11 protein-coding genes and 4 tRNA genes are annotated in these 14,149 nt (G+C 71.6%); 7 read left to right on the forward strand and 8 right to left on the reverse strand.

Features of this window, described 5'->3' with window-relative positions:
* Window positions 1–11 precede the first annotated feature (11 nt).
* From ACH4VO_RS29600 to ACH4VO_RS29610, 3 genes are all read left to right on the forward strand, one after another.
* Complete coding sequence (locus ACH4VO_RS29600; protein ID WP_360995162.1) at window positions 12–1,493, forward strand: APC family permease; 1,482 nt, start codon at window positions 12–14, stop codon at window positions 1,491–1,493.
* Window positions 1,493–2,617 (forward strand): alcohol dehydrogenase catalytic domain-containing protein, encoded by a 1,125-nt coding sequence (locus tag ACH4VO_RS29605; RefSeq protein ID WP_360995158.1) that lies wholly within the window; start codon window positions 1,493–1,495, stop codon window positions 2,615–2,617. The genes ACH4VO_RS29600 and ACH4VO_RS29605 overlap by 1 nt, the downstream gene beginning before the upstream one ends.
* Before the next feature lie 87 nt (window positions 2,618–2,704).
* Window positions 2,705–4,039, forward strand: coding sequence for an NAD-dependent succinate-semialdehyde dehydrogenase (locus tag ACH4VO_RS29610; RefSeq protein ID WP_360995155.1), 1,335 nt, complete (start codon window positions 2,705–2,707; stop codon window positions 4,037–4,039).
* Window positions 4,040–4,456: 417 nt separating this feature from the next.
* Here the strand turns inward: ACH4VO_RS29610 and ACH4VO_RS29615 are convergent.
* The 5 genes from ACH4VO_RS29615 to ACH4VO_RS29635 form a co-directional block, all read right to left on the reverse strand.
* Window positions 4,457–4,530: transfer RNA gene (locus ACH4VO_RS29615), tRNA-Lys, on the reverse strand.
* 93 nt (window positions 4,531–4,623) lie between these two features.
* On the reverse strand, window positions 4,624–6,162 hold the full coding sequence (locus ACH4VO_RS29620; protein ID WP_360995152.1) for an amino acid permease: 1,539 nt from the start codon (window positions 6,160–6,162) through the stop codon (window positions 4,624–4,626).
* A 113-nt stretch (window positions 6,163–6,275) separates the two neighbouring features.
* Window positions 6,276–8,498, reverse strand: coding sequence for a DEAD/DEAH box helicase (locus ACH4VO_RS29625; RefSeq protein ID WP_398441696.1), 2,223 nt, complete (start codon window positions 8,496–8,498; stop codon window positions 6,276–6,278).
* A gap of 210 nt (window positions 8,499–8,708) precedes the next feature.
* Window positions 8,709–9,281, reverse strand: coding sequence for a hypothetical protein (locus tag ACH4VO_RS29630; protein WP_360995146.1), 573 nt, complete (start codon window positions 9,279–9,281; stop codon window positions 8,709–8,711).
* Between the two features lie 200 nt (window positions 9,282–9,481).
* Window positions 9,482–9,835 carry a metallopeptidase family protein gene (locus tag ACH4VO_RS29635; RefSeq protein WP_360995143.1) on the reverse strand — a complete coding sequence of 118 codons (354 nt, stop codon included), beginning with the start codon at window positions 9,833–9,835 and terminating at the stop codon, window positions 9,482–9,484.
* A gap of 125 nt (window positions 9,836–9,960) precedes the next feature.
* On the opposite strand from ACH4VO_RS29635, the gene ACH4VO_RS29640 reads away from it, so the two are divergent.
* From ACH4VO_RS29640 to ACH4VO_RS29655, 4 genes are all read left to right on the forward strand, one after another.
* Entirely contained in the window at window positions 9,961–11,502 is a 1,542-nt protein-coding gene (locus ACH4VO_RS29640; RefSeq protein ID WP_360995140.1) for a metallophosphoesterase, read from the forward strand.
* 80 nt (window positions 11,503–11,582) lie between these two features.
* A tRNA-Glu gene (locus ACH4VO_RS29645) sits at window positions 11,583–11,655 on the forward strand.
* Window positions 11,656–11,694: 39 nt separating this feature from the next.
* A tRNA-Asp gene (locus ACH4VO_RS29650) sits at window positions 11,695–11,769 on the forward strand.
* 22 nt (window positions 11,770–11,791) lie between these two features.
* Window positions 11,792–11,868, forward strand: a tRNA-Phe gene (locus ACH4VO_RS29655).
* 37 nt (window positions 11,869–11,905) lie between these two features.
* Here the strand turns inward: ACH4VO_RS29655 and ACH4VO_RS29660 are convergent.
* From ACH4VO_RS29660 to ACH4VO_RS29670, 3 genes are read right to left on the reverse strand one after another with little or no spacing between them, the layout of a single operon-like run.
* The gene (locus ACH4VO_RS29660; RefSeq protein ID WP_360995137.1) at window positions 11,906–12,793 is read right to left on the reverse strand and encodes a cytochrome c biogenesis CcdA family protein; all 888 of its coding nucleotides are present in this window, start codon (window positions 12,791–12,793) and stop codon (window positions 11,906–11,908) included.
* Window positions 12,790–13,560 (reverse strand): DsbA family protein, encoded by a 771-nt coding sequence (locus tag ACH4VO_RS29665; protein ID WP_398441699.1) that lies wholly within the window; start codon window positions 13,558–13,560, stop codon window positions 12,790–12,792. The genes ACH4VO_RS29660 and ACH4VO_RS29665 overlap by 4 nt, the downstream gene beginning before the upstream one ends.
* 57 nt (window positions 13,561–13,617) lie before the next feature.
* Window positions 13,618–13,962, reverse strand: a complete 345-nt coding sequence (locus tag ACH4VO_RS29670) for a hypothetical protein (protein WP_360995133.1) — start codon at window positions 13,960–13,962, stop codon at window positions 13,618–13,620.
* Window positions 13,963–14,149: the final 187 nt, after the last annotated feature.

Here is a 14,149-nt window from a genome sequence, read left to right on the forward strand (position 1 = left end):
AGGAGACGAACGTGGACCACAACCGCGCCGATGCCGGTGATCTGGCTGAATACGGCTACGAACAGGAGCTCAAACGCACCCTGTCCGCGTGGGCCGTGTTCGCTCTCGGTTTCGCGACGATCTCCCCGGTGGTCGGCATCTACGCCGTCGCCCAGCTGGGGTTCGTCTTCGCCGGTCCCACGTGGATCTGGGCGGTCGTCGTCGCCTTCCTGGGGCAGCTGCTGGTCGCCACGGTCTACGCCGAGCTCTCCTCGCAGTTCCCGATCACCGGCGGGGTCTACCAGTGGGTCCGCCGGCTGGGCGGACCCCGGCTGGGCTGGCTGGTGGGCTGGATCTATCTCGCCTCTGCGATCGCGTCCCTGACCACCGTGGCCTACCTCGGTTCCAGCTGGCTGTACATGCTCTTCAGCGACTCGGCGCTGTCATCGACGACCCACGTGGTGCTCGGAGTGGTCTTCATCGCCGTGGCCCTCGGCATCAATCTGCTCGGCGTCAACCCGGTCAAGCACTTCCTCAACGCGGGCATCGTCGCCGAGGGCGTCGTCTCCCTCGCCGTCAGCGTGTTCCTGCTGCTCTTCGCACGCCACAACGGCTTCAGCATCCTGTTCGACACCCTGGGCGCGGAGTCCGTCTCCGGCGGGTCCGTCGCGGCCGGTTTCGTGACGTGTCTGGCCGTGGCCGGCTGGGCCTTCCTCGGGTTCGACGCGACCACACAGGTCGCCGAGGAGACCGAGCGGCCGCGGCGCAGCGTGCCCCGCGCTCTGCTGCGCAGCTACGTGTTCGTCGCGTTCACCGTGATGCTGACCTCGATCGCGGTGACGTTGGCGCTGCGCAGCCCCGAGGACGCCGTCTCCGGGAAGACCGTGGACCCCGTCTTCGACGCGGTGACGAGTGGCCTGGGCAGCTGGAGCGGGAAGCCGTTCATCGTCGTCGTCCTGGTCGCGTTCTTCGCCTGCGCCATCTCGATCCAGACCTACATCGGGCGGGCCGTCTACGCCTTCGCAAGGGACCGGCAGCTGCCCTGCTCCGCCCAGCTCGCCAAGGTCGGAGAGCGCCAGATCCCCTGGGTCTCGCTCACCGCGACGGCCGTCCTCGCCGGGCTCGGCCTTCTGCTCGGGCTCAACGGCAACGCGGCGGCCACGCTGATCTCCTTCGGATCCGGTGGCTTCTACTTCATCTTCCTGGCGGTCGCCCTCGTCGCGCTCTTCGCACGCCTCCGCGGCCGCTGGAATCCGGCGGAGGGCGAATTCCGCCTGGGCCGGGCCGGCCTGGTGATCAACGTTCTCGCCGTGGTGTGGCTGCTGTTCGAGGCGGTCAACATCGCGTGGCCCCGCGCCGAACTCGCCCCGCCATCAGGCAGCTGGATCCAGGTATGGGCCGTGGTCCTGGTCTTCTCCGCGCTGCTCGTCATCGGCCTGGCGTACGTCGCCATCGCCAAACCCCACACCCGGCTCTCCCCCACCCTGTCGACCGACGAAGTCAAGGCTCTCTGATGTCCGCGAACCTCTCCTCCGCCATCGCCCCCGTCCTCTCCCCGGCCCTCACCTACGACCCGGTCGCAGGACTGCACACCCGACAGATCTCCCACCGCCCCGCCGGACCGGGCGAGGTCGAGATCGACATCCGCGCTGCCGGGGTGTGCCATTCCGACCTGCACATCCTGACAGGCGACTGGCCCAGTGACCGCCCCCTCGTCATGGGCCACGAGGCCGCCGGCGTGGTCACGCACACAGGGGAAGGCGTCGCCGGGGTGAAGCCGGGCGATCATGTCGTCCTGTCTTGGTTCGCCCCCTGCCGCCGCTGCCGAAAGTGTCTGGCCGGCATGGCCTGGCTGTGCACCGGCACCCAGGCCGTCGCGAACACCCTGCCCGACGGCACGACACCCATCACCGACGCCCGAGGCGGCGAGGTCTGGCCCTTCCTGGGACTCGGCGCGTTCACGAGCCGAGCCGTCGTTCCCGAATCGGCCGTGGTCAAGGTCCCCGACGCACTGCCGTTCGGCATCGGAGCCCTCCTGGGCTGCTCCGTCTCCACCGGCATCGGCGCGGTTCTGAACACCGCCGGCGTGCGGGCCGGCGAGTCCGCTGTCGTCGTCGGCGCCGGAGGGGTGGGCCTGTCCGTGGTGATGGGCCTGCGGCTGGTGGGAGCCGATCCCATCATCGCAGTCGACCTCTCGCCCGAGCGTCTGATCGCCGCCGAACGGTTCGGAGCGACCCACACGCTCGACGCCGCCACGACCGACGTGGCCGCCTGGTGCCAGGAGGAACTCGGTGGGGTCGACTACGCGTTTGAGGCCATCGGCAGCCCCAAGGTCATCGAGACCCTCCCAGGGATGCTCACCTCCGGCGGAGCGGCCGTCCTGGTCGGCATGGCCGCCGCCGACGCGACGGGCGCGTTCAACCTCTTCGACCTCGCCGACCAGGGAAAGCGCATCCTCGGCTGCAACTACGGCTCCAGCGTCGGCGCGATCGACATCCCGAAGCTTGCCCGCCTCTACCTGGCCGGCCGGCTGCCGCTGGACGAGCTGATCGGCAAAGTCCGCCCGCTCGACGAGGCAGTCGCCGCCTTCGAGGACCTCAAGTCCGCCGTGGGGGCCCGCACCATTCTCGAACCGTAGGACTCCACGACGTCGGCCTCGCGGCACACCTGCGAGCGAGGCCGCCGCGACCCCCCTGCCACCGCCCCCGCACTTCCTGGAGACCTGATGTACGCCGTCACCGACCCAACCACCGGCACGACCGTTCAGACCTACCCGACCGCCACCGACGCCGAGGTGGCCGCGGCCGTCGACGCCGCCCACGCGGCCACCGCCTGGGGACGCGGCACCTCCGTGGCCGAGCGGGCCGCGCTGCTGCGCTGGCTCGGGAATCTGCACGCCGAGCACCGCGCCGAACTGGCGGCGGGCATCGTGCGCGAGATGGGCAAGCCGCTCGAAGAAGCGGAGGGTGAGATCGACTTCTGCGTCGACATCTACCACTACTACGCCGACCACGCCGAGGAGTTCCTCGCCGACGAGGAGCTCCCCGTCACCTCCGGCCCCGGTCGCGCCGTCATACGGCGCGGCCCGGTGGGTGTGCTGCTCGGCATCATGCCGTGGAACTTCCCCGCCTACCAGGTTGCCCGGTTCGCCGCCCCGAACCTCGCCCTGGGCAACACCATCGTCCTCAAGCACGCCCCGCAGTGCCCTGCCACCGCGGCACGGCTCGAGCGGCTGGTTGCCGAGGCGGGTTTCCCCGTCGGCGCGTACGTCAACGTGTACGCCACCAACGAGCAGATCGCCGAGGTCATCGCCGACCCGCGCGTCCACGGCGTGTCCTTGACCGGCTCGGAACGGGCCGGTGCCGCTGTCGCGGAGATCGCCGGGCGGCACCTCAAGAAAGTCGTCCTCGAGCTCGGCGGCTCCGACCCGTTCATCGTGCTGTCCACCGACGACCTCGACTCCGTCGTGGACGCCGCCGTCGCGGCCCGCCTCGACAACACGGGCCAGGCATGCAACGCCGCCAAGCGGTTCATCGTCACGGCCGATCACTACGACACGTTCGTGGAAAAGTTCACCGCCGCGCTCCTCGCCCGCCAGTCCGGGGCTCCCCTGTCCTCGGTCGCCGCGGCCGACACCCTCGAGCGCCAGGTGACCGCCGCCGTCGCGGAAGGCGCAACACTGCACACCCAAGGCGCACGCAGCGGCGCCCACTTCCCTTCCGGGGTCCTCACCGGCCTCACCACCGAGCACGCCGCAGCGCGCCAGGAGCTCTTCGGCCCGGTCGCCATGGTCTTCCGGGCAGCCGACGAGGAGGACGCGCTGCGGATCGCCAACGACACCCCCTACGGTCTCGGCTCGTACGTCTTCACCACGGACGCCAGCCAGGCCGCCCGCGTCGCCGACGGCATCGAGGCAGGCATGGTGTTCATCAACGGCGTCGGCGCCGAGGGCGCCGAACTGCCCTTCGGAGGCATCAAGCGCTCCGGCTTCGGCCGCGAGCTCGGCCGCCCGGGCATCGAGGAGTTCGTCAACAAGAAGCTCATCCGCACGGTGGCGTAGGCAGCGACGCGCCAGGGGGCCGTGGTCGTGTACGGCATTTGCTCCTCCCAGGACCTCTGAGGCTGGGGAGCGGTCCGGCCGCGTGGTTAGGGAGACACCTGGTCGGGGCCAGGGACGGCGGGCGACCACCCGTAGTCCGCTTCGCGACGGGCGGGATCATGGTGGGCGGCGGCGTCTGCACGATCGCCGCGGAACAGCATCGATGTCTGCTGCCCGAGGTCGACAAGGCTGCCGCCGAAGCCGCCGCCGCCCTGGTTCCGCGTGCCCGTAAGGCTGCCTCCGTAGCACCTGCTGTCGGACCGTCCGCTCACGCATCGCTCACGCAAGAGGCCGGGAAAGACGAAGCGCCCCGACCGGCCGAAGCCGGTCGAGGCGCTAAGCAGCAGGTCAAAGGGGATTACCCCTCCCTGCGCCAGGTAGGCCGTGTGGGACTCGAACCCACAACCAACGGATTAAAAGTCCGCTGCTCTGACCAATTGAGCTAACGGCCCCTGATGGATCACCCCCCGAGCATAGCTGCCCCGGGCCCGGCAGCCGATCGGGTATCGGGTGCCGGGCCGGGCGCGCCGGGGCCGGGGCGGGTGTCAGTGGGTGGACGGGCGCTCCGGGGCGGCCGGTTTCAGGAACCAGTGGCGGGCCGAAGCCAGCCACCATGTGGCGGCGAAACCGAGGACGACCAGGACGGCCAGCGGGGCGTAGTTGAACGTCTCCCAGGTGACGGGCGCCACCTGAGGCAGCATGAACAGGACCGTGATCACCGCGACCCAGGTCACCGCGACGATGCCGATGGGCCGGGACCAGCGGCCCAGGTGCCAGGGGCCCGGGGTGAAGTCGTCGCCCCGCAGCAGCCGGAGCAGGGTGGGGATGACGTAGGCGATGTAGAGGCCGATGACGGCGATGGACGTGACGGCGGCGTACGCGGTGACGTTGATCAGGTACGGAAGGCCCAGCGCCAGTGCGCCGAGTGCGGCCAGCCAGACCGCCGCGACGGGGGTGCGGGTACGGGGGCTGACCGTGTGCCAGACACGGGAGAAGGGCAGGGCTCCGTCGCGGGAGAAGGCGTAGATCATGCGGCTGTTGGCCGTCACCGACGCCATGCCGCAGAACAGCTGGGCGCCGATGACGACGAGCAGCAGCAGTGTGCCCGTGGTGGCGCCGAGCCCGTCCAGGAGGATCTGGGCGGGCGGGGCCCCGGTCGGGGAGGCGAGGGCGCCCTCGTAGGACTGGATGGCGAAGGTGAAGCCGAGGAGCAGGACGAAGCCGGCGATCCAGGAGGTCCAGATGGACCGTACGATGCCGCGCGGGCCCGCCACGGCCGCGTCGTGGGTCTCCTCCGTCATGTGGGCGGAGGCGTCGTACCCGGTGAAGGTGTACTGCGCCATCAGCAGGCCGATCATCACCACGTAGAAGCCGCTGCCCCAGCCCGTGTTGTTGACGAACTCGGTGAAGACGAACGACGCCGACCGGTGCGAGTCGGGTACGAACGTCAGCGCGCCGACGATGACCGCGACACCGACCACGTGCCACCACACACTGATGTTGTTGAGCACGGCGACGATGCCGACGCCGAAGGTGTTCAGGAGGCCGTGCAGCACCAGGATCGCCGCGAAGAGCAGGATCGTACGGCCCGGAGTGACCTCGAAGCCGAACTGGAGGTTCAGGTACGCCCCGAGGAAGGACGCCGCCCCGAAGTCGATCCCCGCGGTGACGGCCACCTGACCGAGCACGTTGAACCAGCCGGCGAACCAGGCCCACGCCGCCGCCGAGCGCGGTGGGGCGAGGCGGTGGGCCCAGAAGTACAGTCCGGCGGACGTCGGGTACGCCGAACAGATCTCCGCCATCGCCAGGCCGACGAACAGCGTCATCAGGCCCACGCCGACCCAACCCCAGGTGATGACGACGGGACCGCCGGTGTTCATGCCGAACAGATACAGCGTCAGGCAGCCCGAGAGCACCGAGATGATCGTGAACGAGACCGCGTAGTTCGAGAACGCGGACATCCGGCGTGCGAGGACCTGGGTGTAGCCGAGCTGGGCCAGCCGTTCCTCGTCGGAGGCGGGTACGGGTGAGCCCTTCAGGGCATCGGGCGGCGGCTCTGCCGCCACGGCTTCGTCGTTTGTCATGCCCCCAGCGATGCCCGGGCAGGGACGCCGGAAACGCCGCGGGGCCCGTACGCCACCGAAGTGTCGTACGGGCCCCGCGGGTCGGTCGGCGGTCAGCCGGCTTTCAGCCGGTCTCAGCCGTTGCGCTTCCAGCGCGGCTTGTCGTCACGGCGGCCGAAGGTACCGGTGCCGGTACCCGTGCCGGTCGTACCACCGCGGTGGTCGTCACGACGGCCGGTGGGACGGTCGCCGCCGGCGGAGCGGAAGCCGCCCGTGGGGCGGTCGTCACGACGGTCACGGTTGAACGGGCGGTCGCTGCCGCCCGAGCGGAAGCCACCGGAGGGACGGTCGTCACGACGGTCGCGGTTGAACGCCGGGCGGTCGTTGTCACGGCGCTCGAACGGACGGCCACCACGGTCGTCACGACGGTCACCGCCACCGGAACGGAAGCCACCGGAGGGACGGTCGTCACGACGGTCGCGGTTGAACGCCGGGCGGTCGTTGTCACGGCGCTCGAACGGACGGCCACCACGGTCGTCACGACGGTCACCGCCACCGGAACGGAAGCCACCGGACGGACGGTCGTTGCTGCCGCGGAACGACGGGCGGTCGTTGCTGCCGCGGTAGCCGGAGCCCCCGGACGGACGGCCGCTGCGCTCGCCGACACGGTCGTTGCCACCGCGGTAACCCCCGCGGTCGCCACCGCGGTCGTCACGGCGGTTGAAGTTGCCCCGGTCGTCCCGGCGGTCGTCGCGCGCGGCGGGCTGCTCCGGGACGGACACCGCGGCGACGAGCGCGGCCTCGGCCTCGGCGGTGACCTCGGCCACCGCCGCCTCCGGGTCGTCACCCCGCTCGCGGGCGGCACGGGCGACCAGGCGGTCGGCCTCCTCGCGCAGCTCGACGGCACGGCGCTGGACGCGCTCCAGCTGCTTGGTGAGGTCGGCGGCCTCGCGCTCGGCCTGCTTGGCCGCGTTGTTCGCGGAGTCGGCCTGGACCTCGGTCAGCGAGCGGGCACCGGTGATCTCGGCGACCTCCGGCTCGAAGACGCCCGCGCCCTGCACGATGTGACGGGAGGCGTCGACGCCCGCGTCCTCCATGAGACGGAAGATCTGACGGCGCTGGTGCGGCAGCGCGAGGGAGACGACGACACCGGACTTGCCGGCGCGGGCGGTACGGCCCGAGCGGTGCAGGTAGTCCTTGTGGTCGCCGGCCGGGTCCACGTTCAGGACGAGGTCGATGCCGTCGACGTGGATGCCGCGCGCGGCGACGTCGGTGGCGACCAGGGCGTTGACGTAGCCCTTCTTGAAGTCCTCGAGCACGCGGGTACGGGCGCCCTGCGTCATGCCGCCGTGCAGCGCGTCCGCCTTCACGCCGGACTCGATGAGCTGCTCGGCGATACGGTCGGCGCCCAGCTGGGTGCGGACGAAGATGATCGTGCGGCCCTTGCGGGCGGCGATCGCGGCCGTGACCGGGGCCTTGTCCTTCGGCTTCACGACGAGGACGTGGTGCGACATGGTCGTGACGTTGCCCTGGGCGCTGTCGACCTCGTGGGTGACCGGGTTGTGCAGGTACCGCTTGACGAGCGTGCCGATCTCGTTCTCCATGGTGGCGGAGAAGAGCATGCGCTGGCCGCCGCCGGGGATCTGGTCGAGCAGCTCGGTGACCTCGGGCAGGAAGCCCAGGTCGGACATCTGGTCGGCCTCGTCGAGGACCGCGACCTGGACGTTCTCCAGGGAGCAGGCGCCCCGGTTGATGATGTCGCGCAGTCGGCCCGGGGTGGCGACGAGGACGTCGACACCGCGCTCCAGCGCGTAGATCTGGTTGCTCATCGACGTACCGCCGCAGACGACCTTCATCTTCAGGCCGAGCACGTCGCCGTAGGGCTGAAGGGCGTCCGCGACCTGCATCGCGAGCTCACGCGTCGGGGTGAGGATGATCGCGCGGGGCTTCTTCTTCTCGGTGTGGCCGCCGGCCAGCGTGGCCAGCGTCGGCAGACCGAAGGAGAGCGTCTTGCCGGAGCCGGTACGGCCGCGGCCGAGGATGTCCTTGCCGGCCAGGGCGTCCGGGATGGTCGCCGCCTGGATCGGGAAGGGGGCGGTCACACCGTTCTGCGCGAGCTTGCGGACGATGCCCTCGGGCAGTCCGAGCGAGGCGAACGTGACGGTCGGCTCGGCGTCCTCGGCCTCGGGGGCCTCGGTGCCGGCGGCCTCGACGGTGCTCTCTGCGGGGGCGAGGGTCTCCGCGACCGTCTCGGGGGCCGCGGCCGCGACGGCTTCGGCGATCTCGATGACGGCGCTCGTCTCGGCGCTCTCGACGTTCTCGGGCAGGACGGTGTGGTCAGAACTGGAAATTGACATGCGAAATGCGAAACCTTCCGGAGTCTCGGCACGCGCCCGTAACTCCGTGTTTTCGCAATGTCGACCGCCTCAATGCGGTCCAGCCACGGCAAGAGAGAGTACGCGCCACACGGCGCTCTTCTGTGTCGGCGCCGGGCAATGGGATCAAACGATCTACTACCATACGCACTCTCCCCCCATTCGCGCAAACCGGCTCCGCCGGGAGGCCCCTCACACCGGCGCGACCTGCGGCGATGCCTCGGGAGTCGCCCACACCTCGACCCGCTCCGAGGGCCCCGCCGCAGCACTGCGGAACTGCCCGGCCGGCGAGGCCGAGGGCGGCTCGGGAGGCGGCTGCGAGGGCTCCGGGGAGACCGGTGGTGGAGACGGGGGCGGCTCGGGGGACGACGGCGGGGGCGGCGGCTCGCCCGGTTCCGGAACGCTCGGTTCCGGAAGGGGCGGCTGACCGCCCCGGGTCGGCTCCGGCTGCCCCGGGGCGGACTCCGGGAGGCTGCCTGCCGGGGAGGCCGGGGCGGCCGGGGACCCGCCGGGGTGCGCATTCGCCTCCGGCCCGCGGGAGACGTCCCGCTCCGACTGTGCCTCCGCACGGCCGCCGCCGGAACCGGCCCGCCCGGTACCGCGCCCGGTCGCACCGTCCGGGTGGGCGGACTCGCCCCGCTGCCCGGAGGGGCGGGGCGGGGCCGGCTGCCCGGCGTCGTGCCCGACACTCATGCAGCCGGTGGACACGGCGATGGTCAGCGCGGTGACGGCTGCCCGGCGGACGCGGGCGGACAACTGGCGCACGGAATGGCACCTCCAGGGGCGGGGAGACGGCGGAACGGCGTAGAGAGCGATGTGTCCAACTCCCGCGCACCTGCCGGGGACACGCCCCGACACAACTCCCGCACACACCACCGGCCGCCCGCTCACGCCCCCGGGCCGGCGGTCCGTCGGTCCGTCGGTCCGTCACGCCCCCGAACGAGCGGCCCGCCGTCCCGGCCGCCTCAGCCGTACCCCAGCGCGTGCAGCCGTTCGTCGTCGATGCCGAAGTGGTGGGCGATCTCGTGCACGACGGTGATCTCCGTCTCGGCGACCACGTCCTCCCGCGTCTCGCACATCCGCAGGGTCGGCCCCCGGTAGATCGTGATCCGGTCCGGCAGCACCCCCGCGTACCACTCGCCGCGCTCGGTGAGCGGGGTCCCTTCGTAGAGGCCGAGCAGTTCCCGGTCCTCCGGGTCCTCCGGTTCCTCCTCGACGAACACCGCGACGTTGTCCATCAGCCGCATCAGCTCCGGCGGGACCCGGTCGAGGGCCACGCTCACCAGCTCTTCGAACTCCTCGCGCGTCATCTCCAGCACTCCGCCATTGTCCCGTACGCACGGCCGGAGCGGGCGGCCCGCGCGGGGCCGGACGTGCCACCCACCCGGGCCACTCCTCCCCGGACGTCCGCATGTCCCCCACCCGGGCGGGGCATACGCGCCCAATGGCCCGCGATCCGATCCGCGCCGCACTCGTCCGTGTCCGGCACCCCCACCGCTCCCGCTTCCGCTCCACCGCGCCCGACGGCTCCCTCACCGCTGCTCCCGCGCACCCGTACGCACGCGCGCTCGGCCTGCTCGCGGTCGTCGTGCTGGGGGCGTGGCTCGGTCTGCTGGCCGTCGGCAGTGTGCGTACGCCGGTGGGGCCCATGGACACGACGATGACCTTGCGGCCCTCGCTGAGCGGCGGCACCAAGATCAACGTGTCCCCCCTCGGCGCGCTCGAACTGGACTCCCACACGGCCCCCGTCCGGCTCGACGTGGACGTCGACCAACTGGATCCCGAGCGCTCGCAGGCCCTGGTCAAGCACCCCGAACGGCTTTCCGGGCTGCAGGGTGAGGTGACCGGCGACGTCGCCTCCGGCACCCGCGAACTCGCGGTGCGCTCCTGCGTCGCCGTCGTCTCCGGCGCCACCGCCCTGGGGCTCGTCGTCTACCGCCGCCCGCGCCGCGCCCTGGCGGCCGGCGGTCTCGCACTCGCCCTCCTGACCGCCTCGGGCGTCAGCGCGTACGCCACCTGGAACCCGAAGTCCGTTCTGGAGCCGAAGTTCTCCGGGCTGCTCTCCAGCGCCCCCTCGGTCGTCGGCGACGCGCGCTCGATCGTCACCGAATTCGACGTCTACCAACAGGAACTGGCCCGGCTCGTCACCAACGTCACCAAGCTGTACGACGCCACGTCCACGCTTCCCGTGTACCAACCCGACCCGGCGACCATCCGGGTCCTGCACGTCTCCGACATCCACCTCAACCCGGCTTCCTGGCACATCATCAGCTCGCTCGTGAAGCAGTACGAGATCGACGTGATCATCGACTCCGGTGACACGATGGACCACGGCACGGCCGCCGAGAACGGTTTCCTGGACCCCGTGCGCGACCTCGGCGCCCCCTACGTGTGGGTGCGGGGCAACCACGACTCCGAGGTCACCCAGGCCTATCTGAAGAAGCTCGGCAACGTGCACGTCCTCGACCAGGGAAGCGCGGTGGACGTCGCCGGGCTGCGGATCGCCGGCACCGGTGACCCGCAGTTCACCCCGGACCGGTCGCGGGCCCCGGGCGGGAAGGCCTCCGAGCAACTGGCGGGCATGCGGCTCGCGTCCGCGCTGCGCGACCAGAAGCGGGCCGGCACCCCGGCCGACATAGCGGTGGCCCACGACCCGGAAGCTGCCCGCCAGACGGACGGAACGGTTCCCCTCGTCCTGTCCGGACACGTGCACCACCGCGTGAACGAGCTGCTGAAGTTCGGTACGCGGCTGAAGGTCGAGGGCTCCACCGGCGGCGGCGGGCTGCGCGCCGTACAGAACGAGAAGCCGGAGAAGGTGCGGGCCTCGGTCCTCTACCTGGACCGCTCCACCCGGCGCCTGCAGGCCTGGGACGAGATCACCCTGGGCGGTCTCGGACTGACGACCGCCGAGGTCGGCCGCCATCTGCCGGAGGAGAAGCCGACGGGCCGCTCCCCCTCGCCGACCGGCTCCCCGACCTCCCCGTAAACCGTTTTGGCGATACCTCCTGCCATCACATATGCTTCTCACGTCCCCGACGCGCTGCAAAGTGCGCAGGTGGGCCCTTAGCCCTCATCGTCTAGTGGCCCAGGACGCCGCCCTTTCAAGGCGGTAGCACGGGTTCGAATCCCGTTGGGGGCACGCTTTATCGTGTGCGAGACTTGTCTCGCACATGAGCTTGGTCCTGTGGAGCAGTTTGGAGTGCTCGCCACCCTGTCAAGGTGGAGGCCGCGGGTTCAAATCCCGTCAGGACCGCTGCAGCCCTTGTGAGCTGCGTGGCTGGGTAGCTCAGTTGGTACGAGCGATCGCCTGAAAAGCGATAGGTCGCCGGTTCGATCCCGGCCCCAGCCACCACCCGAAGGCCCCGTCCACGGACGGGGCCTTCGCCATGTCAGGCCGCTTCCTCCTCCTGCGCGCGAGCCTTCGTTTCCGTCCCGTCCTCCCGAGTGCGGGGCCCGCCGGACCGGCGTCGCCAGGCCTGCACCCCGATACCCAGGAGCACCACGGCCACCGCAGCCGTCAACGCGACCGCGTCCGGTACCCGCCCGCCGAGGCGCTGGGCCCACTGCTCGACGGCGAACGACGCGTCGACGTCCAGCAGTCCGGGCAGTGCCGTGGTCCCGTCGTACGCGAGGAAGAGCGCCCCGAGCCCGACGAAGAGAAGGCCGGAGAGCAGCGAGGTGGTGTGGAGCTCGAAACGGCCGGCACGCAGGGTCCGGCCGCGCAGCCAGGCCCGGCGGCCGAGGTCGAGGCGTTCCCAGAGCAGGGCGAGCACGAACAGCGGTACGGCCATGCCGAGGGCGTAGACGGCGAGGAGCAGGCCGCCGTAGACCGGGCTGCCGCTGACGGCCGCCACCGTGAGGACACTGCCGAGGATGGGCCCTGCGCAGAAGCCGGCCAGGCCGTAGACGGCGCCCAGGGCGTAGACGGAGAGGGCGGTCGTGGGACGGATCCGGCCGCTGAGGGCGGCGATCCGGCGGGAGGCGAAGCCCTTTCCCGCGATCTGCGCGAGGCCGAGCCCGATGATCAGCCAGCCGGCGCCGAGGACGAGGGCGTCACGGTGCCCGTAGAAGAGCCGTCCGGCGTACGAACCCGCCGCACCCAGCGGGACGAGGGTGGTGGCGAGGCCGGCGTAGAAGATGCCGGTGCGGGCCAGCAGCCGGGAGGCGGAGTCGACGGAGTACGCGAAGAAGGCCGGGAGCAGGAGGGCGCTGCAGGGGCTGACCAGGGCGAGCAGACCGCCGAGCAGGGCCGCGACGTAGCCGATGTCGGGAGTCACCGCGCGTCCTCGCCGGCGCTGCCCACGTTCGCCGCCTCGGCGGCCGCCGCCTCGATGGCCTGGGTGAAGACGGCCGTGGGCTGGGCGCCGGCCAGGGGGTGCCCGTTGACCAGGAAGGACGGGGTGGAGGTGGCGCCGATCCCGTACGCCTGCTCCTGGTCGCGGCTGATCGCCGACGCGGCCTCCTGGCTCTGCGTGTCGCGTGCGAAGCGGTCGAGGTCCTTGACCCCGGCCTCCTTCGCGAGGGCCCTGAGCCGGGCCTCGCCGAAGCCCTTCTCCTTGGCGCCGTCGGCGTAGGCGGCCCGGTGGAAGGCCCAGAAGCGGTCCTGCTGCCCGGCGGCCCAGGAGGCACGGGCGGCGGCCTCCGACTCCTTGCCGAAGAGCGGGAAGTTGCGCCACTCGATGCGCAGGGTGCCGTTCCGGACGTACTTCTCGACGAGCGCGGGTTCGGTGTCCCGGGCGAACTTCCCGCAGTAGCCGCACTGGAAGTCCGCGTACTCGATGAGGACGACGGGGGCGTCCGTACGCCCCTGGGCCAGCTTGTCCCCGGCTTCGCGCCTGGCGAGTTTCGCCAGTTCCGGGTAGACGTCGTCGTCCGGTCCGGTGGTCCCGGCGACGGCGGCCGGTGTGTCGGACGCCGGAGCGCCGGGGGCGGTGGCGCGGTACGAGACGAAGCCGAGGAGACCGGCGGCGAGGACGACGACGGCGCCGAGGGCGAGCGGCTTCTTCGAGGAGGACCGGGACGAGGGACGGGTGGGCATGGGCATGCGGTGCTCCGTGCTGAGGAGGGTGGATTCTGCGGTGGGCGGGGGAGGCGGGGCCGCCTACACCCTCAGCACGGACAGCTCTACGGGCGTGGGTGTGGCGGGTCGGGGACCGTGCACGGCGAGGCGCGCCGGCAGCGGAGCCGGCCCCCGGCCGGTGGCGGCGGGCAGGCTCCACGGGGCGGGCCCCGGCGCCTGGTCCTGCGCGGTACGCGCCCGGACCGGCAGGGCGGGGCCGGTGCCGTCGTGGTCCCCGGTGCGCTCGCAGCCGGGTATGCCCGTGTCCCCGGCGGCGGCCACCACCCCGGGGGCAGCGGTGCCGGCCGCGGCGGACGCCGGTGCGCAGAGCAGCCCCAGCACGGCCGCGAGAACGGCCATCAGGCTGCACCACTGCGTACGGGACACGAGACCGCCTTGCGTGCGGGGAACGGGTGATCAGTTGCCCGGAATGGTACGTGCTGTGATCCCGGGCAACCGCTCGGTGACCGCCGCCGCGGCCGAACACACGCGGTCAGGGCCGGAACCGCCCGGCCGTGCCGGGACGGGCTTCGCAGGACCGCCACGGTCCGGGGCCCGCACCCACCCCACCGCG

The sequence above is a fragment of the Streptomyces sp. NPDC020780 genome (assembly GCF_044334475.1).
In the GTDB taxonomy this organism is placed as follows: domain Bacteria; phylum Actinomycetota; class Actinomycetes; order Streptomycetales; family Streptomycetaceae; genus Streptomyces.

Bases quoted from the DNA above. Each gene is read 5' to 3' on its own strand.
- ACH4VO_RS29605 (WP_360995158.1), top strand. From the start codon at position 1,493: ATGTCCGCGAACCTCTCCTCCGCCATCGCCCCCGTCCTCTCCCCGGCC.
- ACH4VO_RS29610 (WP_360995155.1), top strand. From the start codon at position 2,705: ATGTACGCCGTCACCGACCCAACCACCGGCACGACCGTTCAGACCTAC.
- ACH4VO_RS29620 (WP_360995152.1), bottom strand. From the start codon at position 6,162: ATGACAAACGACGAAGCCGTGGCGGCAGAGCCGCCGCCCGATGCCCTG.
- ACH4VO_RS29625 (WP_398441696.1), bottom strand. From the start codon at position 8,498: ATGTCAATTTCCAGTTCTGACCACACCGTCCTGCCCGAGAACGTCGAG.
- ACH4VO_RS29640 (WP_360995140.1), top strand. From the start codon at position 9,961: ATGGCCCGCGATCCGATCCGCGCCGCACTCGTCCGTGTCCGGCACCCC.
- ACH4VO_RS29665 (WP_398441699.1), bottom strand. From the start codon at position 13,560: ATGCCCATGCCCACCCGTCCCTCGTCCCGGTCCTCCTCGAAGAAGCCG.